At 71.1% G+C, this 25,312-nt stretch carries 22 protein-coding genes; 15 read left to right on the top strand and 7 right to left on the bottom strand.

Annotated elements, in window-relative coordinates; translation table 11 throughout:
* The first annotated feature begins 82 nt into the window (after window positions 1-82).
* The 5 genes from Q8S40_RS10535 (at window position 83) to Q8S40_RS10515 (ending at window position 4,496) form a co-directional block, all read left to right on the top strand.
* Complete coding sequence (locus Q8S40_RS10535; RefSeq protein ID WP_305670349.1) at window positions 83-1,021, top strand: 2-dehydropantoate 2-reductase; 939 nt, start codon at window positions 83-85, stop codon at window positions 1,019-1,021.
* On the top strand, window positions 1,018-1,887 hold the full coding sequence (locus tag Q8S40_RS10530) for an aldose 1-epimerase family protein (RefSeq protein ID WP_305670348.1): 870 nt from the start codon (window positions 1,018-1,020) through the stop codon (window positions 1,885-1,887). Before Q8S40_RS10535 ends, Q8S40_RS10530 begins: the two co-directional genes overlap by 4 nt.
* A 169-nt stretch (window positions 1,888-2,056) precedes the next feature.
* On the top strand, window positions 2,057-2,740 hold the full coding sequence (locus Q8S40_RS10525; RefSeq protein ID WP_304809681.1) for a fumarylacetoacetate hydrolase family protein: 684 nt from the start codon (window positions 2,057-2,059) through the stop codon (window positions 2,738-2,740).
* Window positions 2,741-2,819: 79 nt separating this feature from the next.
* Window positions 2,820-3,638 (top strand): exodeoxyribonuclease III, encoded by an 819-nt coding sequence (locus tag Q8S40_RS10520; RefSeq protein WP_305670347.1) that lies wholly within the window; start codon window positions 2,820-2,822, stop codon window positions 3,636-3,638.
* Between the two features lie 15 nt (window positions 3,639-3,653).
* On the top strand, window positions 3,654-4,496 hold the full coding sequence (locus Q8S40_RS10515) for a sugar phosphate isomerase/epimerase (protein ID WP_305670346.1): 843 nt from the start codon (window positions 3,654-3,656) through the stop codon (window positions 4,494-4,496).
* Here the strand turns inward: Q8S40_RS10515 and Q8S40_RS10510 are convergent.
* From Q8S40_RS10510 to Q8S40_RS10500, 3 genes are all read right to left on the bottom strand, one after another.
* Window positions 4,470-5,294, bottom strand: coding sequence for a sugar phosphate isomerase/epimerase (locus Q8S40_RS10510; RefSeq protein ID WP_305670345.1), 825 nt, complete (start codon window positions 5,292-5,294; stop codon window positions 4,470-4,472). The genes Q8S40_RS10515 and Q8S40_RS10510 overlap by 27 nt on opposite strands.
* A gap of 136 nt (window positions 5,295-5,430) precedes the next feature.
* On the bottom strand, window positions 5,431-7,107 hold the full coding sequence (locus Q8S40_RS10505; RefSeq protein WP_305670344.1) for an FAD-dependent oxidoreductase: 1,677 nt from the start codon (window positions 7,105-7,107) through the stop codon (window positions 5,431-5,433).
* Window positions 7,104-7,886 carry an IclR family transcriptional regulator gene (locus Q8S40_RS10500; RefSeq protein WP_305670343.1) on the bottom strand — a complete coding sequence of 261 codons (783 nt, stop codon included), beginning with the start codon at window positions 7,884-7,886 and terminating at the stop codon, window positions 7,104-7,106. Before Q8S40_RS10500 ends, Q8S40_RS10505 begins: the two co-directional genes overlap by 4 nt.
* A 44-nt stretch (window positions 7,887-7,930) precedes the next feature.
* Here Q8S40_RS10500 and Q8S40_RS10495 point away from each other — a divergent pair, with 44 nt between their 5' ends.
* Window positions 7,931-8,725, top strand: a complete 795-nt coding sequence (locus Q8S40_RS10495; RefSeq protein WP_305670342.1) for a shikimate dehydrogenase — start codon at window positions 7,931-7,933, stop codon at window positions 8,723-8,725.
* Here the strand turns inward: Q8S40_RS10495 and Q8S40_RS10490 are convergent.
* On the bottom strand, window positions 8,722-10,422 hold the full coding sequence (locus tag Q8S40_RS10490) for an FAD-dependent oxidoreductase (RefSeq protein ID WP_305670341.1): 1,701 nt from the start codon (window positions 10,420-10,422) through the stop codon (window positions 8,722-8,724). The genes Q8S40_RS10495 and Q8S40_RS10490 overlap by 4 nt on opposite strands.
* Before the next feature lie 166 nt (window positions 10,423-10,588).
* Between Q8S40_RS10490 and Q8S40_RS10485 the strand changes: the two genes are divergently transcribed.
* Genes Q8S40_RS10485 through Q8S40_RS10475 form a run of 3 tightly spaced genes read left to right on the top strand, consistent with a single transcriptional unit; the run spans window position 10,589 to window position 13,663 of the window.
* On the top strand, window positions 10,589-11,596 hold the full coding sequence (locus tag Q8S40_RS10485) for a tripartite tricarboxylate transporter substrate binding protein (protein WP_304809697.1): 1,008 nt from the start codon (window positions 10,589-10,591) through the stop codon (window positions 11,594-11,596).
* Window positions 11,597-11,654: 58 nt separating this feature from the next.
* The gene (locus Q8S40_RS10480) at window positions 11,655-12,170 is read left to right on the top strand and encodes a tripartite tricarboxylate transporter TctB family protein (RefSeq protein ID WP_304809699.1); all 516 of its coding nucleotides are present in this window, start codon (window positions 11,655-11,657) and stop codon (window positions 12,168-12,170) included.
* Window positions 12,167-13,663, top strand: coding sequence for a tripartite tricarboxylate transporter permease (locus Q8S40_RS10475; protein ID WP_305670340.1), 1,497 nt, complete (start codon window positions 12,167-12,169; stop codon window positions 13,661-13,663). The genes Q8S40_RS10480 and Q8S40_RS10475 overlap by 4 nt, the downstream gene beginning before the upstream one ends.
* Window positions 13,664-13,665: 2 nt before the next feature.
* Here the strand turns inward: Q8S40_RS10475 and Q8S40_RS10470 are convergent, their stop codons facing one another.
* The gene (locus tag Q8S40_RS10470) at window positions 13,666-14,130 is read right to left on the bottom strand and encodes an Lrp/AsnC ligand binding domain-containing protein (protein ID WP_305670339.1); all 465 of its coding nucleotides are present in this window, start codon (window positions 14,128-14,130) and stop codon (window positions 13,666-13,668) included.
* Window positions 14,131-14,212: 82 nt separating this feature from the next.
* Between Q8S40_RS10470 and Q8S40_RS10465 the strand changes: the two genes are divergently transcribed.
* The 6 genes from Q8S40_RS10465 to Q8S40_RS10440 all read left to right on the top strand — a co-directional run bounded on the left by Q8S40_RS10465 (window position 14,213) and on the right by Q8S40_RS10440 (window position 22,776).
* The gene (locus Q8S40_RS10465; RefSeq protein ID WP_305670338.1) at window positions 14,213-17,158 is read left to right on the top strand and encodes an L-glutamate gamma-semialdehyde dehydrogenase; all 2,946 of its coding nucleotides are present in this window, start codon (window positions 14,213-14,215) and stop codon (window positions 17,156-17,158) included.
* A 67-nt stretch (window positions 17,159-17,225) separates the two neighbouring features.
* Window positions 17,226-18,476: a sarcosine oxidase subunit beta family protein gene (locus Q8S40_RS10460; protein ID WP_305670337.1), complete on the top strand. Its 1,251-nt coding sequence runs from the start codon at window positions 17,226-17,228 to the stop codon at window positions 18,474-18,476.
* Window positions 18,476-18,727, top strand: coding sequence for a sarcosine oxidase subunit delta (locus Q8S40_RS10455; protein WP_305670336.1), 252 nt, complete (start codon window positions 18,476-18,478; stop codon window positions 18,725-18,727). Before Q8S40_RS10460 ends, Q8S40_RS10455 begins: the two co-directional genes overlap by 1 nt.
* Window positions 18,724-21,621 (top strand): sarcosine oxidase subunit alpha family protein, encoded by a 2,898-nt coding sequence (locus Q8S40_RS10450; protein ID WP_305670335.1) that lies wholly within the window; start codon window positions 18,724-18,726, stop codon window positions 21,619-21,621. Before Q8S40_RS10455 ends, Q8S40_RS10450 begins: the two co-directional genes overlap by 4 nt.
* Window positions 21,614-22,093, top strand: coding sequence for a hypothetical protein (locus Q8S40_RS10445; RefSeq protein ID WP_305670334.1), 480 nt, complete (start codon window positions 21,614-21,616; stop codon window positions 22,091-22,093). Before Q8S40_RS10450 ends, Q8S40_RS10445 begins: the two co-directional genes overlap by 8 nt.
* 5 nt (window positions 22,094-22,098) lie before the next feature.
* Window positions 22,099-22,776, top strand: coding sequence for a 4'-phosphopantetheinyl transferase superfamily protein (locus Q8S40_RS10440; protein WP_305670333.1), 678 nt, complete (start codon window positions 22,099-22,101; stop codon window positions 22,774-22,776).
* On the opposite strand, the gene Q8S40_RS10435 is transcribed toward Q8S40_RS10440, so the two are convergent.
* Together Q8S40_RS10435 and Q8S40_RS10430 are read right to left on the bottom strand one after the other, a co-directional pair.
* Window positions 22,771-24,285, bottom strand: coding sequence for a phospholipase D family protein (locus Q8S40_RS10435; RefSeq protein ID WP_305670332.1), 1,515 nt, complete (start codon window positions 24,283-24,285; stop codon window positions 22,771-22,773). The genes Q8S40_RS10440 and Q8S40_RS10435 overlap by 6 nt on opposite strands.
* A gap of 140 nt (window positions 24,286-24,425) precedes the next feature.
* Window positions 24,426-25,295, bottom strand: a complete 870-nt coding sequence (locus Q8S40_RS10430; RefSeq protein WP_305670331.1) for an endonuclease/exonuclease/phosphatase family protein — start codon at window positions 25,293-25,295, stop codon at window positions 24,426-24,428.
* Between the last annotated feature and the right edge of the window lie 17 nt (window positions 25,296-25,312).

Raw genomic sequence — 25,312 nt, 5'->3', positions numbered from 1 at the left:
CCCGCCCAGTCCTGCGTCCGCTGGGCTGGACAGCGGCCCGGGATGTGGGGATTGCTGCCTGCCGGAACGGGGAAGCGATGCCATGCGGATGCTGGTGCTGGGGGCGGGTGCGCTCGGCGGATATTTCGGCGGGCGGGCGCTGGAGCGGGGCCTGGACGTGACCTTCCTGGTGCGTCCGGCGCGGGCGGCATCCCTGGCGCGGGACGGGCTGCGGGTGCGGAGCACCTTCGGCGACATCGACCGGCCCGTGGCAACCACCTTGGCGGCGGGGCCGGGCTTCGATGTCGTGCTGCTGTCCTGCAAGGCCTATGACCTGGATAGCGCCATCGCCGCCATCCGCCCGGCGGTGGAGGGTGGCGCCTGCGTGCTGCCGATCCTCAACGGCATGGCGCATATCGCCGCGCTGAACGCCGCCTTCGGGTCGGCCCGGGTCTGGGGCGGCCTGGCCAAATGCGCGGCGACGCTGACGGCGGATGGCGTGGTGCAGCATCTGGGCGATTGGCACTGGCTGACCTTCGGGGAGCAGGATGGCCGCATGGATGGCCGCGCCGCCGCACTCGCCGCCGCGCTGGGGGAGGCGCCGGGGCTGGTGGCGCAGGCGGTGCCGGATATCGAAAGGCGGATGTGGGAGAAGCTGGTGCATCTCGGCACCGTCGCTGCCGCCACGGTGCTGATGCGCGCCAGCGTGGGGGAGATCATCCGCGCCGGCGGCACGGATTTCCTGATGACGCTGCTGGACCGCAACGCCGCCATCGCCGCGTCCCGCGGCCATGCGATGTCGGACGGCTTCATGGCCAGCTACCGCACCCTGTTCGCCGACCCCGCCAGCACCTACACCGCATCCCTGCTGCGGGATCTCGAAGCCGGTGGGCGGACGGAGGCGGACCATATTCTGGGTTATCTGGCCGAGGCCGCACGCAGCGCCGGCATCCCCGCGGAGTTGCACGAGATGGCCCATCTGCATGCCCGCGCCTATGACCAGCGACGCGCGGCCGGGCGGCTGCCAGGACGGCCGGCATGACGGATCGCGTCACCCTTTCCTCCGGCCAGGTCACCATCGCGGTGCAGGCGGCGGGGGCGGAGCTGGCCAGCCTGCGGGACGCCGCGGGCCAGGAATTCCTCTGGCAGGCGGGGCCGGAATGGCCGCGCCATGCCCCGGTGCTGTTCCCCATCGTCGGCCGGCTGCGTGACGACACGCTGCGCGTCGGCCACGAGATCTACCCGATGGGCCAGCACGGCTTCGCCCGCGACAGCCGCTTCGAGCTGGTGGAACAGGGCGCCGAGCATTGCCGCTTCCTGCTGGTGGACAGTGCCGCGACCCGCGCCGCCTATCCCTTCGCCTTCCGGCTGGAGGTGGCCTATGTGCTGCATGGCGCGTCGCTGACCGTGACGCATACGGTGCACAATCCGGGCGAGGGCACGCTGCCCTTCTCGATCGGCGCGCATCCGGCCTTTCGCTGGCCGCTGCCCGGCGCCGGTGGCAAGAACGCGCACCGGATCGAATTCGAGCAGGAGGAATCCGGCCCCGCCTGGCGGCTGGATGAGAACGGGCTGATCGACGCCACGCCGCAATCTTTGCCGGTGCATGGCCGCAACCTCGGCCTGCGGGAGGATCTGTTCCGCCCCTCCGCCATCATCCTGCTGAACCCGGCCAGCCGACGCCTGCGCTATGCCGCCCCAGGCACGAAGGGGCTGGAGGTGACCTGGCAGGGGTTTTCGCATCTCGGCCTGTGGATGAAGCCGGGGGCGGAGTTCCTCTGCATCGAGCCCTGGGCCGGCTACGCCGACCCGGCGCAGTTCTGGGGCGATATCTGGGCCAAGCCGGGGATGGAGATGCTGGGTGCGGGCGAAAGCCGGCGCTTCATGTGGCGGGTCAGCCTGGGCTGATCCGAACGCGCGCCCGCCGGTGGCGGACGAGCGGCCGGTCACGGCGCTGCTGTGACCCGCCGCGCCCCATGGCGCGCAGCCCGGCGCATGAGGGTCGCCATCATCCTCTTGCGCCCTGGGGACGGGGGGGTATGGTCCGCCGCATCGCGTTCCCAAGGAAAGCTCCAGCATGGCCGATTACGTGATTCCGCCGCCCGCCCAGGCCTTCATCCCGGTGAAGGGCGGCGGGTCCTTCCCCGTGCGCCGCATCTTCTGCGTCGGCCGCAACTACGCCGAGCACGCCATCGAGATGGGCAGCGACCCGACCCGGGAGCCGCCCTTCTACTTCACCAAGCCGGCGGATGCCGTGGTGATCAACGATGCGGATATGCCCTACCCGCCCGCCAGCAAGTCGCTGCACCATGAGATGGAGCTGGTGGTCGCCATCGGCACCGGCGGCGTGGATATCAGCCAGGCGGACGCACTCAAGCATGTCTGGGGCTATTGCTGCGGCCTGGATATGACGCGCCGCGATCTGCAGAACGAGGCGAAGAAGACCGGCCGTCCCTGGGACATGGGCAAGGGCTTCGACAAGTCGGCACCGATGGGCCTGCTGGTGCCGGCCGGGGATTTCGACCCGTCCAAGGGCAAGATCGAGCTGAAGGTGAACGGCAAGGTCACGCAGACCTCCGACCTGTCCAAGCTGATCTGGTCCGTGCCGGAAGTGATCGCCAACCTCTCCGGCCTGGTGCGGCTGGAGCCGGGTGACCTCATCATGACCGGCACGCCGGAAGGCGTGGCCGCCGTGGTGAAGGGCGACCTGCTGGAAGGCATGGTCGAGGGCGTCGGCACGGTCACCGTCAAGATCGTCTAGGTGATTCCCCCTCCCCCGTTCTTACGGGGGAGGGTCGGGGTGGGGGCAAGCCACCTGACCCATCTCGCAGGCAGGCCGCATGACCCTTCGCATCGTCACCTGGAACATCAACTCCGTCCGGCTGCGCCTGCCGCTGCTGGCCGATCTCGTCACCGCGCTCGCGCCGGACGTGATCTGCCTGCAGGAGACCAAGTGCCCCGACGAATTCTTCCCGCATGAGGGCGTGGCCGCGCTGGGCTACGAGCATCGCGCCGTGCGCGGCATGAAGGGCTACAACGGCGTCGCCATTCTTTCGCGCATCCCCTTCACGCGACGCGATGGCGCGGACCCCGACTGGTGCGCCAAGGGCGATTGCCGGCACATCGCGGTGGAGCTGGACGCCCCTGGCGGCCCTGTGGAATTGCACGACTTCTACATCCCCGCAGGCGGCGACATTCCCGATCGCGAGAAAAACCAAAAGTTCGCCCACAAGCTGGATTTCGTCGCGGAGGCCACCGCCTGGTCCGCCGCGCGCCATGCCGCGGGCGGGTTCCGCCGTGCGGTGCTGGTCGGCGACCTGAACATCGCGCCGCTGGAACATGATGTCTGGTCGCACAAGCAGTTGCTCGACGTCGTCTCCCACACGCCCATCGAGACGCAGGCGCTGACGGCGATGATGCAGGCGGGCGGCTGGCATGATGCGCTGCGGCATTTCGTGCCGGCGGATCAGAAGCTGTACACGTGGTGGTCCTATCGCGCGGCGGATTGGCGGGCCTCGGATCGCGGGCGGCGGCTGGACCATGTCTGGGTCTCGCCGGACCTCGCCGGCGGGCTGGTCAGCCACACCGTGCTGAAGGATGCGCGCGGCTGGACCAAGGCGTCGGACCATGTGCCGGTGCTGGTGGAGATCGCCGCCTGACGGGAGCGACACGACATGCGGATCGGCATCGATAGCTACTGCTACCACCGCTATTTCGGCGATTGGTATGAGGGGCTGCAACGCGACCCCGGCCGCCGCATCGACGTGTTCGACTTTCTCGACATCGCACAGGGCCATGGCGTGGAAGGTGTTTCGCTGGAGGCCGTGTACATCCCGGAGGATGACGCGACGCTCGGGCGCCTGGCCGATCGTGTGGCGGAACTGGGCATGGAGCCGGTCTGGGCCTGGGGGCATCCGGATGGCCTGCGCTCCGGCACCGATGAAGCCGCCGCCGAAGACCTGCTGCGCCATATCGGCATCGCTAAGCGCGTCGGCGCCACGGTGATGCGCATCTGCGCCGGCAGCCGCCGCACGCGGCCGGCGGATTGGGCGCAGCACAAAGGAAAGCTGGTGCCGATGCTGCGACCCCTGGCGGAAGCGGCGGCGCGGCAGGGCGTGGTTCTGGCGGTGGAGAACCACATCGACCTACTGGCGGATGAGATGGTGGAGATCATGCAGGCGGTGGACAGCCCGGGCCTCGGCGTCTGCCTCGATACCGCAAACAACCTGCGGATGTTCGAGGAGCCGGTGGCGGTGGCCGCGAAGCTCGCGCCCTACACCCGTGCGACGCATGTGAAGAACATCACCACCCAGCGCGGCGACCCACGCAGCTTTGCCTTCTGGCCCAGCGTGCCGCTGGATGCCGGGCTGGTGGATATCGAGGCGGTGCTCGGCCAGCTGCGCGCCGCGCACTACACCGGGCTGCTGGCGCTGGAGATCGACTACCTCGCCCCCGCCTATGGGGAGGAGGAACCGCAGATCGCGCGCAGCCTAAAATGGTTGCGTAGCGTGGTCTGACAGGAAGGCCCGCGCCTCCCGCACCATCGAGACGCCGCGCGCCCGCGCCGTCACGCGCTGCGACAGCGCCGCCTCCGGCACTTCCAGGCTGACCGGCAGATGCGCCGGCATGGCGCGGATCAGTGCCGCGAGGTCCAGCCCGCCCTGGCCCGGCCGCAGCCGTTCGGCGCGCGCCTGGTGCAGCATATCCGCCAGATCTGTGGGCTGCGCGGCGGGGGCGTCGCAGAGTTGCCAGTAATGCAGCCAGTCCGGGCGAATTGCGGCGAGGTCGGCCAGGGTGCTGCCGCTACGGTCGAAGTGGATCGGGTCCACCAGGATGCCGGCATTGGGGCGATCCACCTGCGTCAGCAGCGCCACCGCCGTGCGCACATCCGGCACCGCGGTCCAGGGCATGAATTCGAGGTCCGCGGTCAGGCCATAGGGTGCGGCGGCGTCGCAGAAGCGGGCGTAGGTGTCGGCGAGCCGCACCGGTTCCGGGTCGTAGGCCGCGACCAGGATCGCCTTGGCGCCGAGCCTGGCGCCGGCTTCGAAAAACGGCGTGAAGCTGGCGATGTCCGTCTCCGGCTCTATCCGGACAATCTCGATATCGAAGACCTGCACGCCGGTATCCGCGATGCGGCGCAGCGTCTCCCGCATCAGCCGCGCATCGGTCATCAGCGGGTAGAAGGGCGTGTCGGGCAGCACCGGGATCATGCGGATGCCGACGCAATCGGCGCCGGCCTCCGCGGCGATGGAGATCAACTCCGGCGGTGGTGTCTCCATCAGCGTGAGCTGCGCGATGCCGAGGCGATGGGTCATGTCAGATCCCGTGGGTCGCGACTTGCGCAGGCCGAAGGCGGGTGCGCGGCCGAGGGGCCGCCGCCGCAAGTGCTGCGGGCCAGGCGAAGCGCCGGCGCCTGAGGCGCGGATCGGCCACGATCTGCAAGGCGCCATATCATGTCTCAATCCCCGCAAGGCGGCGGCCGGCGATCCAGCCGAAGGTCATGGCGGGGCCGAGGGTGATGCCGCCGGCGGGGTAGTGCCCGCCCATCATGCTCGCCATGTCGTTGCCCACGGCGGTCAGGCCCGGGACCGGCGCGCCCGCCGCATCCAGCACGCGCGCCGCCGCATCCGTCCGCAGCCCGGCGAAGGTGCCGAGGCTGCCGGGCACGATCTTCACCGCGTAGAAGGGGCCGCGTTCGATCGGCGCGTTGCAGCGCCCGGCATCGCCCTGCATGCGTTCATAGGGCGTGGAGCCACGACCGAATTCCGGGTCCGCGCCTTCCCGCGCCGGGCCGTTGTAGCGCGCCACCGTGGCCTGCAACGCTGCGCCATCGATGCCGCAGGCGGCGGCGAGTTCGGCCAGGGTCGCGCCGCGCCGCAGATAGCCGGAGCGCAGATGTGGGCCGATCGGCAGCGGCGCCGGCTTGACGAAGCCGAGTCCGTAGCGGCGCAGGAAGCGGTGGTCGCAGACCAGCCAGCAGCACACTTCCTCGGGCGGCTGCACGGCGGCGAACAATCCGCGCATCATGTCGTGATAGGCGCGCGCCTCATTGGTGAAGCGCAGCCCGCGCGCGGTGACGGCGATGACGCCCGGCTTGCCGCGCTCCACCAGATGCGGGAAGTGGCCCGCCATGCCATCCGCATGCGGCACGCGGGAGACCGGCGCCCAGGCACCGGCATCCGGAAAATCCCGCACCACGGCGCCGCCCGCTTCTTCCCCCAGCCGCAGCCCGTCGCCGGCATTGTCGCGAGGGGCGGCGGAGAAATGCGCGCCGTCCGGGGCGTGCGGAAACATGGTGCGGATGCGGTCGGCCTCATGCGGGAAGCCGCCGCAGGCCAGCACCACGCCGCGCCGTGCCGTGACCTGCACGGCCGCGCCGCCGCGCCGCAGCACCGCACCGCGCACCGCGCCGTCCTGCACCAGCAGGCGTTCCGCCGGCGCGGAATCCCACAGCGCCACGCCGAGGTCATCGGCGGATTTCAGCAGCCGCGCCGCCAGCGCATTGCCGTTCACCAGATGCATCCCGCGCCCATGACGCAGCCGGTCCCAGCCATGCCGCGCCAGGCGCCGCGCGGCGTGCAGGGCGGAGCGTGGCGACCGTGCCGCCGTCATGAAGCGCCGCAGATCCTCGCCCGAGGCGATGCCCATGCCGGCCAGGCTGATCTCCGCCAGCGGCGGCCGCAGCCGATGCACCAGCGGCCCGAGTGCCCGCCCGTCGAAGGGCGCGGCGCAGACGGATCGCCCGCCGGTTGCCGCCCCGGGCGTATCGCCGTGGAAATCCGGAATGGCATTGCCGGCGATGAACTGCATGGCGGTGTGGCCGGCGAAGAAATCCACCATGCGCGGCGCCGCATCCAGGAAGGCCTCCACCTTCGCCGCGCCGAACTGGTTGCCAAGCTCGTGCCGCAGATAGGTGCGTGGCTCCGACACATCCTCGATGATGCCCGCCGCCACGGCGAGCGGGTTGCGCGGCACCCACATCCAGCCACCGGACCAGGCGGTGGTGCCGCCGAACACCGCCGCCTTCTCCGCCACCACCACGCGCAGCCCATGAAAGGCCGCCGTCACCGCGGTCGCCAGCCCGCCGGCGCCGGAGCCGATGACCAGCACGTCGCAATCCTCCCTCATGGCGCGCCGCGCAGCAGCGGGGAGGCCTGGCTGGTCTGGGACATGTCGCCGGCAGCCGCCAGCAGCGCCGGCGCCAGCGCGGCCAGCCGCCCGGCATCGAGGCGCGAGGCAGGGCCGGCGATGCTGACCACGCCGATCGCCTGGCCCTGCGGTGCCCGCACCACGGCGGCGATGGCCGCGGTGCCCGGCGCACTGCTTTCGGTGACGCAGGCAAAGCCCTGACGCCGCGCCTGATCCAGCCGCGCCAGCAGGGTGGGCAGGTCGCGCGGGGCCTGCGGGCCAAGCGGCAGCGCCTCGCCAAAGCCCTGCGCGGCCACCAGCGCCAGCGCCTCCGCCTCCGGCAGGGTCGCCAGCCAGGCCTGGCCATTGGCGGTGGAGGCCAGATGCGCCTCCGCGCCGTTGTCCGGGTCGTAGCGCAGGCCGGACCGCGCGCCCTGCGCCTTCGCCACCCAGACCAGCTTCCCATCCCGGATGACGCCGAGGCGCACCAGCTCCCCGGTTTCCGCCGCCAGGCGGTCCAGCACCGGCTGGGCGATGTCGGGGATGCCGGATTCCGCCAGGAAGGTCAGGCCGAGGCTCACCAGCTTCAGGCTCAGCGCATAGGGACCGCCATCCTGGCCCTGGCGGACATAGCCCTGCCGCGCCAGCTCCGTCAGCAGCCGGTGCGCGGCGCTGCGCGGCATCGCCAGGCGGTCCGCCAGCACCGCCAGCGGCAGACCCTCCGGCGCCCGCGAAAGCGCCTCCAGCAGCCGCAGCGACCGGGCGAGCACGGTGGTCATGCGTCGCGCGCCGTGGCTAGCTGCGGGGACAGGAGGAAACCAACATGCTCGAAGCCCTCAGCGGCGCCACGCGGCTTTTCATCATCATCGGCGACCCCATCGCGCAGGTGCAGTCGCCCGGCGGCATCACGCGGGAATTCGTGGCGCGCGGGCGCAATGCGCTGCTGGTGCCGGCGCAGGTTTCCGTGGCGCAGGTGGATGAGTTCATCCGGGGCGTGTTGCTGGCCGGCAACCTGGATGGCATTGTCGTGACGGTGCCGCACAAGTTCGGCGCCTTCGCCCATTGCGCCAGCACCACGGATCGCGCGGGCTTCCTGCAATCGGTCAACATCATGCGCCGCAATGCGGATGGCACCTGGCATGGCGACATGACCGATGGCGTCGCCTTCGTCGGCGGCATTCGCCAGGCCGGCTGCGTGCCGGAGGGCAAGCGCGCCCTGATGGTCGGCGCGGGCGGCGCCGGCACCGCCATTGCGCTGGCGCTGCTGGAGGCGGGGGTTTCGGAACTCGCGATCCATGACGCGGATGCGGTGCGGCGGGACCGGCTGCTGGCACGCCTCGCCGGGCGGGGTGCGGCGAAGCTGCTGGCGGGCAGCGACGATCCCACCGGCTACGACCTGATCGCCAACGCCACGCCGGCCGGCATGAAGCACAGCGATGCGCTGCCGGTGCGCGTGGAGCTGCTGACACCGGCGATGTTCGTCGGCGACGTGATCACCAGCCCGGAGGTCACGCCGCTGCTCACCGCCGCCCGCGCGCTGGGCTGTGGCACGCAGACCGGCATCGGCATGTTCGCCGCCGGCCGCGCCATGATGGTGGACTTCCTGCTGCACAGTTAACCGTTTTGCGCCGCATGGCGCGCCGCAAGAAAGCCGAAGGTGATCCCGGGGCCGATGGTGATGCCCGGCCCGGGATAGGCGCCGCCCATGATGGAATGCATGTCGTTGCCAGCGGCGTAGAGGCCGCCGATCGGCTGGTTGGCCTCGTCCAGCACCTGCGCGTTCGCATCCGTGACCAGCCCCGTCGCCGCGCCGATATCGCCGGGCAGCAGGCGCACCGCGTAGAAGGGCGCGGTGGCGATCGGGCCGAGATTGGGGTTGGGCTGCTGCGCGGCATCGCCATTGGCGCGGTGATAGGCGGTGCTGCCGCGGCCGAATTCGGGGTCCTCGCCGGTCTCGGCGTAGCGGTTCATCGCCGCCACGGTCTGCGCCAGCCCCGCCGCATCCACGCCAAGCTTCGCCGCCAGCGCCGCCATCGTCGGCGCCTCCGTCAGGTAGCCATCGGCCAGGTACGGCGCCAGGCCGCGTCCCCCGGGGCGCACCATGCCGAGGCCGTATTTCCGCAGCGCCACCGCATCCGCGATCAGGAAGCAGGGGATGGTCGGCACCGTGGCGTGGCTGGCGAACATGGCGCGGGCGAACAGGTGGTAGCTGGTCGCCTCGTTCACGAAGCGGCGGCCGGCGGCGTTGACGGCGACGGTGCCGGGCTTGCCGCGGTCCAGCACGAAATGCGGGAAGACCGCGGTGCTGCCATCGGCGCGGGTGCGGGTGGAAACCGGCGCCCAGAAGGCGTTGTCCATCCCGCCCTCGCCGTAGCGGGCGCCGATGGCCAAGGCGAGGTCGTGCATTTCACCGGTATGGCCGGGGGCGGCCGGGCTGTGGGCCGGCGTCGGCCTGTGCAGCATCTCCGCGCGCCGTGCGGGGTGCCGGCCGAAGCCGCCGGTGGCCAGCACCACGCCGCGCCGGGTCCGCACCTGCCGCCGGGTGCCGTGCTGCTGCAGCATCAGGCCGGTGACGCGGCCGCCCTCGCGCAGCAGCGCCTCCGTCTTCGTCTCGGTCAGCATGTCCACGCCGCGCCGCGCCAGCTCATGCAGCAGCCGCCCGACCAGGGCATTGCCCATCACCAGCCGCGTGCCACGCTTCTGCCGCAGCCGGTCGCTTGCATGGCGCGCCAGCAGGCCGAGTGCGTGGCGGGCGGAGCGCCAGGATTTCCGCAGTCCAAGCAGATGGCCGATATCGTCGCGGTCCACCATCATGCCGCCGAGGATGGTGAATTCCGGAATCGGCGGCCGCAGCAGCGGAAACAGCGCGCCGAGCTTGCGGCCATCGAAGGGCAGCGGCTCCAGCGCCCGGCCGCGCAAAGTCGCGCCGGGGATTTCCTGGATGTAGTCCGGGTGCAGCGGGCGGGCGCGGAATTTTACCTCCGTCTCCGCCTCCAGCCGCGCAATGGCCTGGGGGCCGGCCTCCAGGAAGGCCTGGCGCAGCGCGCGGCTGGCATGGTTGCCCACGGCGTGGTCGAGGAATTCTGCCGCCTGGGCGGGGCTGTCGCCTTCCCCGGCGTGCTGCGTGTTGGGAATCCAGGTGGTGGCGGCGGACAGGGCGGTGGTGCCGCCCAGGAATTCCGTGCGCTCCACCAGCAGCACCCGCAGCCCGTCCAGCGCCGCGAACAACGCCGCCGCCATGCCGGCACCGCCGGCGCCGAGCACGATGAGGTCGTACTCCGCCTCCTCCGGCAATTGGCCGAGAGCCTGGTGCATGCGTCGTTTCCACCCGATCGGCCTTAGCCGATAGGGGGTTCCATTCTGGAATGCAATTCCAGTAGCGTGCGACCGGTGCGCGGTTTCCCCGTCTGGAAAGCCGCGGCCAGCCGTGCCAGCCTGCGTCTTGGAAACGAAGACGCCACCAAATGGGGGGAAAAGAACCATGATGCATCGCAGGATGTTGCTCGGCGGGCTGGCGGCCGCGCCGCTGCTGGGCGCCACCACCGCCCGCGCCCAGGCCTTTCCGTCGCGCGACCTGCTCGGCGTCATCCAATGGGGTGCCGGCGGCGCCACGGATGTGACGGGGCGCGCGGTGACGCCGCATGTGGAAGCCGCGCTCGGCCAGAAGATCGTGCTGCAGAACCGCACTGGCGGCACCGGCGCGATCGGCCTGACCTATGTGCACGGCCTGCCATCGGATGGCTACACGCTGCTGTACGGGGCGGAAAATCCGCTGCTGTACAAGGTGCTGAACATCTCCCAGCTCGACTACACCAATTTCACGCCGATCTGCCTGCTGGCGCGCAGCGTGCCGGTGATCGTGGCGAACAAGGACAAGCCCTGGAACACGTTGAAGGAGCTTGTGGATGACATGAAGCGCAATCCTGGCCGCATCCGCATGGCCAGCACCGGGCCGGGCGGCCAGGCGCATGTCGTCTCCACCATGATCGCCTCGACCGGCGCCTTCCGCCACATCTCGGTGCCCTTCGATGGCGAAGGCCCCGGGCTGACGGCGTTGCAGGGCGGGCACGCGGATTGGATGACGGTGGGCTCCGGCGCGGTGGCGGAACATGTGCGCGCCGGCCGTGTGAAGGCGCTGGCCGTGTTCAACGAGACCCCGCTGCCGAGCCTGCCCGGCGTGCCGCCCGCGACGGCGGATTTTCCGGAACTGGCACGACTAATGCCCTGGGGGTCCTTCTACGGCGTCTGGGCGAAGAAGGACATTCCGGATGAGGCGCGGGAGAAGCTGGTGGCGGCCTTCCGCACCGGCACGGCGAACCCGCAATTCACCCAGTTGATGACCGGCAACGGGAATGTGGTGATGAACACCTCCGGCGCCGAGGCGGAAGCCTTCCTCGCCCGCTGGCAATCCGTCACCGCCTGGATCCTGCAGGAGGCCGGCGCCGCGCGCACCGACCCGGCGACGCTGAACATCCCGCGCCCGTCCTGAACGCCTGCCACGCGGCCCCGCTGGCGGGGCCGCGTACCCGCCTCCAAGGATCTGTTTGATGCATGACCAGCGCCGGCGGCGGGAGCCGGGCGAGACCCTGTTCGGCTTCGTGCTGTTGCTGATGAGCCTGGCCGTGATGGCGGAGGGCCACCGCCTGCGGGGCTTCGAGGAAGTGAGCGCGCCGGGCATCACGCCGCTGGCGGCCGGCGTGGTCATGGCGATTTCGGCGCTCGTCATCATCCTGCGGACCCGGACCCTGGTGCCGACCGAGGCGGGCTTCGCCACGCGGATCGCGCCGCGCGACATCGCGCTGTCCGTGCTGATGATCGCCATCTACATGGCGCTGCTGGAGCCGATCGGCTTCCACATCGCGACATTCGCCTTCCTGTCTGCGCTGATCCTGTATCTGCGGCGCGGCGGCCCCGCTTCTCCGCTGCGCGGCTTGGGCTTCGCGCTGCTGCTGGCGCTGGTTTCCGTGGTCGCGGTGCATGTGGTGTTCCGCATGGTCTTCACCGTGGTGCTGCCGCAGGGCTGGATGCTGCGAAGCATCCTGCCTCCGGGGTGGCTGCTGTGACGGAGCAGATGGGCTTCTTCCTGCTGTCCTGGCTGGATCCGTCCCTGCTGATGCTGACGGCGGCGGGCACGCTGGCGGGCATCTATATCGGCGCCATCCCCGGCTTGTCCGTCACCATGGCGGCGTCGATCCTGATCTCCTTCACCTTTGCCTGGGAGGTGAATGCGGCGCTGGCGCTGATCGCGGGCGTCTTCACCGGTGGCGTCTATGGCGGATCACGCTCCGCCATCCTGCTGAATATCCCGGGCGCGCCCGCGGCCATCGCCTCCGCACTCGATGGCTATCCGCTGGCGCGGCGCGGAGAGGCCGGCGTGGCGATCGGGCTGTCCACCGTGATGTCGGTGCTCGGCGGCTTCATCGGCGTGATCGCGCTGGCGGTGGCAGCGCCGGTGATTTCCGAATTCGCGCTGCTGTTCGCGCCACGGGATTACCTGCTGCTGGCGGTGATGGGGCTGCTGCTGGTGGGAACGCTGTCCGGTGAATCGCTCGCCAAGGGGCTGTTCGCCGGGGCGCTCGGCATCGCGCTCGGCATGGTGGGGCTGGACCCGATGACGGCGGAGGGGCGCTTCACCCTCGGCACGGTGCAGCTGATGGCCGGCATCCCCTATGTCGCCGCCATGATCGGCTTCTTCGGCGTGTCGGAGGCGCTGGTGCAGTTGCACAATCTGCGCGTCAAACCGGTGAAGCAGGATGTGTCGCGCATCATTCCGCCCTGGCGGCTGATCCGGAAATACCTGCCACTGTCGCTGCGGAGTTCCCTCATCGGCGTGGTGATCGGCGCGCTGCCGGGCACTGGCGGGGATATCGCGGCGCTGATGGCCTATGATCAGGCGAAGCGCACGGTGAAGAACCCGTCGCGCCCATTCGGCGAGGGTGCCTATGAGGGGCTGATCGCGCCGGAATCGGCGAACAATGCCGCGGTCGGCGGCGCCTATGTGCCGATGCTGACGCTGGGCATCCCGGGCGATGCGGTGACGGCGGTGATCCTCGGCGCGCTGTTCATCCATGGGCTGAAGCCCGGCCCGATGCTGATGATCGAGACGCCGCATCTGTTCTGGTTCACCGTCGGCAATCTGGCGCTGGCCAATATCTTCCTGCTGGTCTTTGGCCTCACCGGCATCCGCGCCTTTGCCAAGCTGGTGGAATGCCCGCCCTCGGTGCTGATTCCGCTGATCCTGGTGCTGTCCGTGGTCGGCACCTATTCCATCCAGAACAGCGTGGTGGATGTGTATTTCATGCTGGGCTTCGGCATCTTCGGCTATCTGCTGAAAATGTACGGCTTCCAGGTGGGGCCGGTGATCCTCGGCATGATTCTCGGGCCGATGATCGACGTGTCCTGGCGCCGCGCGGTGATCTCGGTGGGCGATGACCTCGGCTTCCTGGTGGAGGAGGCGGTGGCCAGCCCGCTGACCATGGTGCTGATGGCCTTCATGGCCTTCCTGCTGTTGAGCCAGGTGAAGTGGCGTGCGCTGGGGCGCAGGCTGCGGAGCTAACCTCAGACCGGCAGCGGCGCCTCCGCAATCACCTCCTCGATCACCGCATAGGTGTGGCTGGCCTTCACGCCGGGCAGACTGAGCAGCACATCGCCGAGGAAGCGGCGATAGGCCGCCATGTCGCGCACCCGCGCCTTCACCAGATAGTCGAAGCCGCCGGCCACCATGTGGCATTCCAGCACCTCCGGCACCCGTTTCACCGCGACGGCGAAGCGGTCGAAGGCGTCCGGCGTGGTGTGGTCCAGGCTGATCTCGACGAAGACCAGCAGGCCGAGGCCGATCCGCGCCGCATCCAGCCGCGCGCCCCAGCCGGTGATGAACCCCTGCGCCTGCAGCCGCCGCAGGCGTTCGGAGGCGGCGGAGGGCGACAGGCCGATGCGGGTCGCGAGCTCCGCCACCGTGGCCCGTCCATCGCGTTGCAGCAGCGCCAGCATGCGGCGGTCGATGCGGTCGATCTCGTGGTCCATGGGGCGTTCCGCCGTTGATCCGCCGGTTATACCGCGGAAAATCCCGCTGCATCCACGGCCGGCGGCGCGGCATGCTGAACCCATGTTCGAAGCCCCCTATGCCCCCTCCGAGGAAGCCGCGCGCGCCGCGCTGCTCGCCTCCGCCCCCACCCCAAGGCCGGAGGCCGCGCCCCTGGCGCTGGCCCTGGCGCAGGCCGCCCGGGATGGCGGCGGGCCGCTGGCGGTGGAGGAGATCCTGCGCGGCTGGCCGCTTTCCACCCGCGAAGGCCTGGCGCTGATGGCGCTGGCGGAGGCGCTGCTGCGCGTGCCGGATGACGCGACGGCCGATGCGCTGATCGCGGAGAAGCTGGCGGAGGGCGATTGGCGCCACCATGCGGAGGGTTTTGCCTCCGCCGCCTCCGGCTGGGCACTTGCCATGGGGGCAAGGCTGGTCGGGCGTGGGGAAACGCCGGGTGGCGTGCTGGCGCCGATGGCCAGGCGGCTCGGCGTGCCGGCGGTGCGCCAGGCGGCGCGGCAGGCGGTGCGGCTGATGGGCGGGCAATTCGTGCTGGGCGAGAGCATCGGCGATGCGCTCGGCCGGTCGGCCAAGGGCATGCGGTATTCCTACGACATGCTGGGGGAGGGCGCCCGCAGCGCGGCGGATGCGCGCAAATATCTGGGCGCCTATCACGCGGCCTGCGCCGCGATCGGGCGCGCGGCGCAGGGCAGCCTGCCGGCGCGGCCGGGCCTGTCCGTCAAACTGTCGGCGATCCATCCGCGCTATGAGGCGGTGTCGCGGGACCGGGTGATGGCGGAGCTGGTGCCGGATCTGATCGAGCTGGCGCAGGTGGCGCGGGCGCATGATCTGAACCTGACACTGGATGCGGAGGAAGCCGACCGGCTGGAGCTGTCGCTGGAGGTTTTCGACCGGCTACTGACCGAACCCAGCCTGGCGGGGTGGGAAGGGCTGGGCCTCGCCGTGCAGGCCTACCAAAAACGCGCCGGCGCGGTGGTGGGCTGGCTGGCGGATCGCTCCGCGGCGACCGGGCGGCGGCTGATGGTGCGGCTGGTGAAGGGCGCCTATTGGGATGCCGAGATCAAGCGCGCGCAGGAACGCGGACTCGATGATTTTCCGGTCTGGACCCGCAAGGCGGCGACCGACCTCGCCTGGCTGACCCAGGCGGCCGTGCTGCTGGATGTGGCCAGGCAGGGCCGCATCTTTCCTCAATTTGCCACCCATAATGCGGCAAGCATCGCGCAGGCGCTGGCGCTGGCTGAGGCCAAGGGCGTGAACCCGGAAAAGTTCGAATTCCAGCGGTTGCACGGCATGGGCAGCGCGCTCTACGCCAAGCTGGCGGAGAAGCGCCCGGATGCGGCGCTGCGCATCTACGCGCCGGTTGGCGTGCATGAGGATCTGCTGGCCTATCTGGTGCGCCGCCTGCTGGAGAATGGCGCGAATGGCGGCTTCGTCGCGGCGGTGGCGGATGACGCGGTGCCGCTGGAGCGACTGCTGCGGCATCCCTCCGTGGCCCTGGCCGAAGGCCCGCCGCGGCATCCGCGGGTGAAGCGCCCGGCCGCGCTGTTCGGCGATCGTCCGAACAGCCGCGGCGTGGAATTCGGCGACAGGCGTGCCCTCGCCACGCTGGTCGCCGCGCGTGATGCGGCGCCGCCCTTGCCCAAGGTGCCGGAGGTCGATCCCGCCGCGGCCATGGCGCGCGCGCAGGCCGCCTTCCCGGCCTGGAACGCGACCCCCGTGGCGCAGCGCGCCACGGTGCTGCGCCGCACGGCAGATGCGCTGGAATCGGATTCGGGCAAATTCATCGCGGCGATCCAGGAGGAAGGGTTCCGCACGCTGGATGACGCGCTTTCCGAATTGCGGGAGGCCGTCGATTTCTGCCGCTACTACGCCGATGAGGCGGAACGCATCGCCACACCCGCCGCGCTGCCCAGCCCGGTCGGCGAAAGCAACGTGCTGAGCCTGTCCGGGCGCGGCGTCTTCCTCGCCATCTCGCCCTGGAATTTCCCGCTGGCGATCTTCCTTGGCCAGGTGGCGGCGGCGCTTGTCGCGGGCAATGCCGTGGTGGCGAAGCCGGCGCCGCAGACGCCGCGCATCGCGGGGCTCGCGGCGCAGGCGCTCCGCCTGGCGGGGCTGCCGGCGGATGCGCTGGTGGTTGTGCCGGGCGGGGTGGAGGTGGGCGCGGCGCTGGTGGCGCATCCGGCCACCGCGGGCATCGCCTTCACCGGCAGCACCGCGGCCGCGCGCAGCATCAACCGCGCCATCGCGGCGAAGGACGGGCCGATCATCCCGCTGATCGCGGAGACGGGCGGGTTGAACGCCATGGTGGTGGATGCGACCGCGCTGCCGGAACAGGTGACGGATGACGTGCTGAACAGCGCCTTCCGCTCCGCCGGCCAGCGTTGTTCGGCGCTGCGGCTGCTCTGTGTGCAGGAGGAAGCGGCGGACCGGATGCTGGCGATGATCGCCGGGGCGGCGCGCGAGCTGAAACGGGGCGATCCGCGCGACCCCGCCACGCATGTCGGGCCGCTGATCGATGCCGAGGCCAAGGCGCGCATCGAGGCCTGGCTGGCGAAACTGCCGGAAGGGGCGCGGGAGGTGTTTCGCCATCCCGCCACGGAAACCGGCAATTTCCTCGCACCGCGCATCGTCGAATTGCGGCGGGTGGAGGATCTGACGCAGGAGGTCTTCGGCCCCGTGCTGCATGTGGTGCGCTGGCGCGGGGCGACGGAGGCGGCGCTGCTGCGTGCGCTCGGCGGCACCGGATACGGGCTGACGCTGGGCGTGCAGAGCCGGCGCGCGGGTTTTGCCGTGCGGGTGGCGCAGGCGGTGCCGGCCGGGAATGTCTATGTGAACCGCAACATGGTCGGCGCCGTGGTCGGCAGCCAGCCCTTCGGCGGGCAGGGGCTATCCGGCACCGGGCCGAAGGCGGGCGGGCCGCATTACCTGCCGCGCTTCATGGTCGAACGGGTGGTGACGGTGAACACCGCCGCCGCCGGCGGCGATGCGGCGCTGCTGGCGGAGGGGGAATAGGCGCGGAACGACCGATCCATGTCGTTCTGAGGCAAGTCAGGCGGCCGCCGCCTGCCATGCTGCCGGCATGCGCTATTCCGCCCTTGCCCTGCTGCGCCATGCCCTGACCGGCAACCGGTCCTGGACCCCCGCCTGGCGCGACCCGGCGCCGAAGCCGGCCTATGACACGATCATCGTCGGCGGCGGCGGGCATGGGCTGGCCACGGCGCATTACCTGGCGAAGCTGCACGGCATCACGGATGTGGCGGTGCTGGAGAAGGGCTATCTCGGCTCCGGCAATGTCGGGCGGAACACCACCATCATCCGGTCGAACTACCTGCTGCCCGGCAATACGCCCTTCTACGAGCATTCCATGAAGCTGTGGGAAGGGCTGGAGCAGGACATCAACTACAACGCCATGGTCAGCCAGCGCGGCGTGCTGAACCTGTGCCATTCGGACAGCCAGCGGGATGCCTATGCACGGCGCGGCAATGCGATGCGCCTGGCCGGGGTGGATGCGGAACTGCTGGATGCGGCGCAGGTGCGCGCCATGGTGCCGGGGCTGAACATGGACAGCGTCCGCTTTCCGGTGAAGGGCGGGCTGCTGCAACGCCGCGGCGGCACGGTGCGGCATGATGCGGTTGCCTGGGGCTACGCGCGCGCGGCGGATTCCCGCGGCGTTGACCTGCTGCAGAACACGGAGGTCACCGGAATCCGCGTGCAATCGGGCCGCGTGGTGGGGGTGGAGACGACGCGCGGCTTCATCGGCGCGAAGCGGGTGGGGCTGGCGGTGGCGGGCAACACCTCACGCGTCGCGGCGATGGCGGGGCTGCGGCTGCCGATCGAAAGCCATGTGCTGCAGGCCTTCGTGTCGGAGGCGGTGAAGCCGATGATCGACACGGTGGTGACCTATGGCGCGGGCCACCTTTATGTCAGCCAGTCCGACAAGGGCGGGCTGGTCTTCGGCGGCGATATCGACGGCTACAACTCCTACGCCCAGCGCGGCAACCTGCCGGTGGTGCATGACGTGATGGAATGCGCGGTGCAGCTTTTCCCGGCGATGTCGCGGCTGCGCTATCTGCGGCAGTGGGGCGGCATCATGGACATGTCGATGGATGGATCACCGATCATCGACCGCACCCCGATCGAGGGCCTCTTTCTCAACTGCGGCTGGTGCTATGGCGGCTTCAAGGCGACGCCGGCTTCCGGCTGGTGCTTCGCGCATACCATCGCCACCGGGCAGCCACATGCGCTGAATGCGGCGTTCCGGCTGGATCGCTTCGCGACGGGCGCGGTGATCGATGAGAAGGGCGCCGGCGCCCAGGCGAACCTGCACTGATGCGAATCCCCTGCCCCCTATGCGGCGAACGCGACGCCGCCGAATTTTCGACAATCGGCAGCGCCCCGCCGCCCCGCCCTGCGGCCGATGCGCCGACGGAGGCGTGGCACGAATACCTGCACCTCCGCGAAAACCCCGCCGGGATGCATGCGGAACTGTGGCAGCACATCCATGGCTGCCGGCAATGGCTGCGCGTGATGCGCGATACCCGCACCCATGCGGTTGCCAGCGCCGAGGCGTGCCGGCCATGACGCGGCTGCCCAGCGGCGGATTGATCGACCGCGCGCAATCACTGCGCTTCAGCTTTGATGGCCGCGGCTATCAGGGCCATGCCGGCGACACGCTGGCCTCCGCGCTGCTTGCCAACGGCGTGAAGCTGGTCGGGCGGTCCTTCAAATATCATCGGCCGCGCGGCATCTGGGGCCTGGGCAGCGAGGAGCCGAACGCGCTGGTCGAACTGCGCGACGGCGCCCGCCAGGAACCCAACACCCGCGCCACCACCGCCGAATTATTCGAGGGGCTGGCGGCGCGCAGCCAGAACCGCTGGCCCAGCCTGCGCTTCGACGTGATGGCGTTGAACGGGCTGTTCGGCCCGCTGCTCTCCGCCGGCTTCTACTACAAGACCTTCATGTGGCCGGCGTCCTTCTGGGAGAAGGTCTATGAGCCGCTGATCCGCCGCGCCGCCGGCCTCGGCCGCGCCGCGACCGCGCCGGACCCGGATGCGTATGAGCGCATGCACGCGCATTGCGACGTGCTTGTGGTGGGCGGCGGCCCCACGGGCCTCGCCGCCGCGCTGGCCGCCGCGCGCTGCGGCGCGCGGGTGGTGCTGGCGGATGAGGATTTCCGGCTTGGCGGCAGGCTGCTGGCGGATGCGCCGGAGATCGGTGGCGCGCCGGGCGAGGTATGGGCGGCGCTGGTGCTGGCGGAACTCGCCAGCCTGCCGGATGTCATGCTGCTGCCGCGCACCACCATCTTCGGCGCCTTCGACCACGGCACCTATGGCGCGGTGCAGCGCGTGGCGGACCACCTGGCCGAACCCGCGCCGGGCCAGCCGCGCCAAAGGGGCTGGACCATCGTGGCGAAGCGCGTGGTGCTGGCGGCTGGCGCGGTGGAACGGCCCATCGCCTTCCCGGGCAATGACCGGCCGGGCGTGATGTCGGCCGCCGCCGCGCGCGGCTACCTCAACCGCTACGCGGTGCTGCCAGGACAGCGCGCGGTGGTGTTCACGGCGGGCGATGATGGCTGGCGCACCGCGCGCGATCTGCGCGAGGCGGGGGCGGAGGTGACGGTGGTGGACCCCCGCGATTCCGCCCGCGGCGACAAGGGACTGCGCGTGGTGGCGGGCGCCCGGGTGGTGGGCACCGGGGGGCGGCTCGGCCTGTCCTCCGTGCGGCTGGACACTGGCGAACGCATCGCGGCCGATGTTCTGGCGGTGGCGGGCGGCTGGAATCCGACGCTGCACCTGGCCAGCCACCAGGGCGGCCGCCCAGGCTGGGATGAGTCGCTGGCCGCCTTCCTGCCCGGCACGCCGCCGCCCGGCATGGCGGTGGCCGGTGCCGCGGCGGGCCGCTTCACCCTGGCCGCCTGCCTCGCCGATGGCGCCGCTGCCGGCCTTCAGGCGGCGCGCGATACCGGGCATGAGGGCCAGCCCCTGGCCCTGCCGCGCGCCGATGACGAACCGGCCGGGCTGCGCGCGCTGTATCATGTGCCCGGTCGCAAGGCCTTCGTGGATTTCCAGCACGACGTCACCGCCGACGACATCGCCCTCGCGGCGCGGGAGGGGTTTCGCAGCGTCGAGCACGCGAAACGCTACACCACCCTCGGCATGGCCACCGACCAGGGCCGCACCGCGAATGTCGTGGGCCTCGCCATCCTGGCCGAAGCCACCGGCCGCGGCATCGCCGAGACCGGCACCACCATGTTCCGCCCGCCCTATACGCCGGTGACCATCGGCGCCCTGGCCGGCGCGCAGACCGGCCCGGATTACCGCCCGACCCGCCTGACCCCGCTGCACGCCTGGTCCGCCCGCCACGGCGCCAGCTTCGTCGCCACCGGCGCCTGGCTGCGCCCCGAATGGTATGCCCGCCCGGGCGAGGCCGGCTGGCGCGACAGCGTTGACCGGGAAGTGCTGCAGGTCCGCAAGGCCGTTGGCTTCTGCGATGTCTCGACGCTGGGCAAGATCGAGGTGGTGGGGCCGGGCGCCGCGGCGCTGCTGGATTTCGTCTATGCCAACGCCATCGCGACGCTGAAGCCCGGCCGCATCCGCTACGGCATCATGCTGCGCGAGGACGGCTTTGTGCTCGATGACGGCACCTGTGCGCGAATCTCGGAACATCGCTTCTTCGTCACCACCACCACGGCGAATGCGGCGCGGGTGATGCAGCATCTGGAATATGTGCATCAGGTGCTGCGGCCGGAACTGGATGTGACGATCCTGTCCGTCACCGACGCCTGGGCGCAGATCGCGCTGGCCGGGCCGCGGGCGCGGGATGTGCTGGCGCAGGTCACGGAGGCGGATGTCTCCAACGCCGCCTTGCCGCACATGGCCTGCACGGAGGCCAACTTTGCTGGCGGGCTGCGCGGCCGGCTGTATCGCCTGTCCTTTTCCGGCGAGCTGGCCTTCGAGATTGGCGTGCCGCCGGATGACGCGGCGGCGATGGCCGACCGGCTGCTCACGGCCGGCGCCGTGCCCTATGGGACGGAGGCGCTGGGCGTGCTGCGGATCGAGAAGGGCCATGCCGGCGGCGGTGAGATGAACGGCCAGACCACGGCGGGCGATCTCGGCCTTGGGCGCATGCTGTCCCCCACCAAGGATTTCATCGGCCGCGTCATGGCGCAGCGGCCGGCGCTGGTCGATCCTCGGCGCCCGGCGCTGGTGGGCCTGCGCGGGGAAGGGCTGCGGACCGGCGCGCATCTGCTGGACCCCGGCGCGGCGGCGACCACGGCGAACGATCTTGGCCATGTCACCGCAAGCTGCTGGTCGCCGCATCTGCAGGCGCAGATCGGCCTCGCCCTGCTGTCCGGCGGCCAGGCGCGGATCGGCACGCGCATCCGCGTCTTCGATCCGGTGCGCGGCCATGATGGGGAGGCGGAGGTGGTGTCACCCGTCTTCATCGACCCGGAAGGTGGCCGGACCCGTGGCTGAGCTGGAACTGCGCCGCTTCACCGCCATCGGCGCCACCGCGCTGCATGGCCCCGCCACGATGCTGCCAGGCCTGCCGCAGCGCCCCGGCTGGGTGGCCGTGGCGGGCGCCACGGCGATCTGGACGGCGCCCGGGACCTGGCTGTGCCTGCACGCGCCCGGCACCGCCCTGCCGGTGCCCGATCCGCACCGCACGGCGATGGATGGGTCGCGCGCCGTCTTCGGACTCGCCGGCAGATTGGCGGGGGAGGCGCTGGCGACGATCCTGGCACTGGACCTGCATCCCCGCAGCTTCCCGCACGGCGCCGCGGCGGCAACGCTGGCCGCGCATATTCCGCTGCTGATCTGGCGCGATGGCGAGGCGTTCCGGCTGGCCTGCGCGCGATCCTATGGCGAGTCCCTGCGCGCCGCACTGCTGGCCGCCGGGCGCGGCCGGGGCCTGGTGGAGCACGACGCCGTGCCCTACCCCGGCTGACCGCCGTGGCCCCCTTCACCCGTGGCGCGGTGCGCCTGCGCTGGCTGCATCCCGGCACCGCCGACGCGCCGACGCTGGCCGCCTGGCACGCCACGCTGGATGCGGAGGAGCAGGCAGCCGCGGCGCGCTTCCGTTTCGAGGCGGATCGCCGCGCCTATGTCGCGGCCCACGCCCTGGCCCGCTCCATGCTGGCCGGGGCCGGCGGCCTGCCCGCGCCCTGCTTCCGCTTCCGGCGCGGCCCGCAAGGAAAGCCGGAGCTGGACGCGGCCCACAACCTGCCCTGGCTGCGCTTCAACCTGTCCCACACGCGCAGCCTGGTGGCCTGCGCCGTGGCCGCCGGGGATGATATCGGCCTGGATGTCGAGGATCTGTCCCGGCGGGAGGCCGGGCCTGGCCTCGCCGAACGCTATTTCGCACCCTCGGAGGCCGCGCTGCTGGCAGCGACGCCGCAGGCCGCGCGCCATGCGGCCTTCCTGCGGATCTGGACGCTGAAGGAGGCCTATGTGAAGGCGACGGGGGAGGGGATTGCGGCCGGGCTGGACAGTTTCGGCTTCACGCTGGACCCGCCACGCCTGGCCTTCGCCCCGGGCGGCACGGCGCGCTGGCGCGTGATGCAGTGGCAGCCGACGCCGGGCCATATCCTGGCCATGGCCTTGCGGCGCGGTCCTGACCCGGCCCTATAGCTGCGATTCGATCGGCAGCCAGCGCAGCACCCGCGCCAGCACTCGGCGGCGCAGCGAGGCGTCGGGTTCCCGCCGGAGGGTCTGCAACTGGCCATCCGGGCCGCTGCCGGTCCAGGTCAGCCGCCCTTCCTCCAGCCCCAGCCGCCAGCTTCGCGCCGGGTCCGCTAGCCGGTCATGCTCCGCGCGCAATTCGCGGGCCAGCGCCGGGTGGTCCACGAAGGCGCCCATTTCCGTGTTCAGCGCGGCGGAGCGCGGGTCGAGGTTGAAGGAGCCGACGAAGACCGGCCCGTCATCCACCACGAAGGCCTTGGTGTGCAGGCTGGCGCCGCGGGAGCCGAAGACGGAGGTATCCTCATCCTCACCGCTCGGCTTCAGCTCATACAGCGGCACGCCGGCGCGCAGCAGCGGTTCGCGGTACTTGGCGTAGCCGCCATGCACGGCCACCACATCGGTGGCGGCCAGTGAATTGGTCACCACGGAAACCTGCACGCCGCGCGCGACCAGGCCCAGAAGCAGCGCGAGGCCCGCCTCGCCGGGCACGAAATAGGGCGAGATCAGCAACGCCTGATGTTTTGCGCGGCGCAGCGCATCGGCGATTTCCGGTGCGATGCCGCCGGCGGCACGCGCCAGCCGGCGCGCGGCCAGCCCGCGGCGGGCCTTTTCCGGCGGGTCCGCCACCACCTGCACGGCGCCGGGGGCCAGCGCCACCAGGCCGCGCGAAAGCGGGGCTTCGGCACCGGTGAAGGCGCCCAGATGCTGGAGGTAGCGCCTCGCCTCCGGCGCCGCCGCGGCGTCGGCCAGCGCCTGGCGCAGGGCCGGAAGGCCGCGCTTGTCGCTGGGCGGGCAGACCAGGGCGGCGGGGCGCGCCAGGCTGCTGCGCCAGTAGCGCTCAAATACCCGGTTGGTGCCGGCGGCGGCCTCGCCGGCCAGAACCAGGTCCAGGTCGCGGAAATTGAACTCATCCGACTTGGCGCCGAAATACTCGTCGCCCAGGTTGCGGCCGCCGGCGATCGCCACCTTGCCATCGGCGATCCAGGCCTTGTTGTGCATGCGCCGGTTCAGGTGCCAGCCACCGAACAGCATCTCCAGCAGGAAACCGGCGCGGCCGAACATGCGCCAGCGTGTGCCGTTGAACAGCTTCACCGCGATGCCGGGGTGCGAATCCAGCGCGGAAAGCACACGCTCCCGCCCCAGCGCATAGGCATCGTCCAGCAGAAGCCGGACGCGCACGCCACGGTCGGCGGCGGCCAGCACCTCGGCGGCCAACAGCTTGCCGGTCACATCGGCATGCCAGATGTAGTATTGCAGATCGAGGCTCCGGCCGGCGGCGCGCGCGGTGGCGACGCGGATGGCGAAGGCGTCCAGCCCCTCCGGAACCAGGGACGCGCCGCTATTGGCGTGGCCCAGCCCGCCGAGCACCCGCCGCACCGCATCGTCCAGCGCCGTTCCCGGCGTGGTTGGCCCCGGCGTGGTTGGCCCCGGCGTGGCCGTTCCGGGCCTGGTGGTCATGGGCTGGGCCGGAGGGATCGCCGAGATCTGTCGCATGCCGCTCCTCATCCGCCTGCCAGGGTGATCTGGCGATCAGCGGTGCCAGCCTCAAGCGAACGGGGCAGCAGCATTGCGGTTGCAACGACGCAAAGCCAGGAGTCTCAGGCGGCCTCGCTCACCAGCCCGGAGGTGGCGCCGAGCCGCACCGCCGCGGTCAGCGGCAGGTGGTCCGAGGCGATGCGCGCCAGGGCGCTGTCATGCACGGCCACATCGCTGACCACGCCGCGCGGCCAGCCCAGGATGCGGTCCAGCGCCAGCACCGGCAAGCGGGTCGGGAAGCTGGCCGGGCCGTGGACCAGGGGGCCGAAGAACGGCTCGAAGACGCGCAGGGAGGATTTGGCGCCGGGCCGCCATTCGTTCAGGTCACCGAGCAGCAGGGTGGGTAGCGGTGCCTCGCCCTCCGCATCCTCGGCCAGGGCGCGCAGAATGGCGGCGGCCTGGCGGGCGCGGCAGCGGCGCAGCAGGCCGAGATGCGCGGCCACCACGCGCAGCCGGCCGCCGGGCAGGTCCAGCTCCGCCACCAAGGCGCCGCGCGGTTCCGCGCCCGGCAGCGCCAGGCGGCGGATGCGGGCGGGGGTGCCGGGCCGCACCAGGATGGCGTTGCCGTGCCAGCCATGGCCATCCGGCAGGTCGGAGACCGGCAACGGCGCCAGCCCCGTCTCCCGCTCCAGCGTCGCGGGGTCCATCAGGCCGACGCGGCGTCCGAAGCGGCGATCGGCTTCCTGCACCGCGACCAGGTCGGCGCCGAGTTCGGCGATGACGGCCGCGGTGCGGGCCGGGTCGAAGCGGCGATCCGTGCCGACGCATTTGTGGATGTTGTAGGACGCCACGCGCATGATGCCGGGCTGAAGCCGCGGCGGCGGCACGGGTAGCGGCGCGAGGCGAGAAGGCCGCCGCAATTCCACCAGAAGCCCCTGCACCGCGGCGCTGGTACGGCGCAGGCGGGCCGAAACCTTGAGGCGAGCGGTCACGGTCCCGGGGTCCAGGC

The organism is Falsiroseomonas sp., from assembly GCF_030695085.1.
In the GTDB taxonomy this organism is placed as follows: Bacteria; Pseudomonadota; Alphaproteobacteria; order Acetobacterales; family Acetobacteraceae; genus Falsiroseomonas.
Note: the sequence above shows the minus strand (reverse complement) of the source record. Positions and strands in the feature narration are given on the sequence as shown.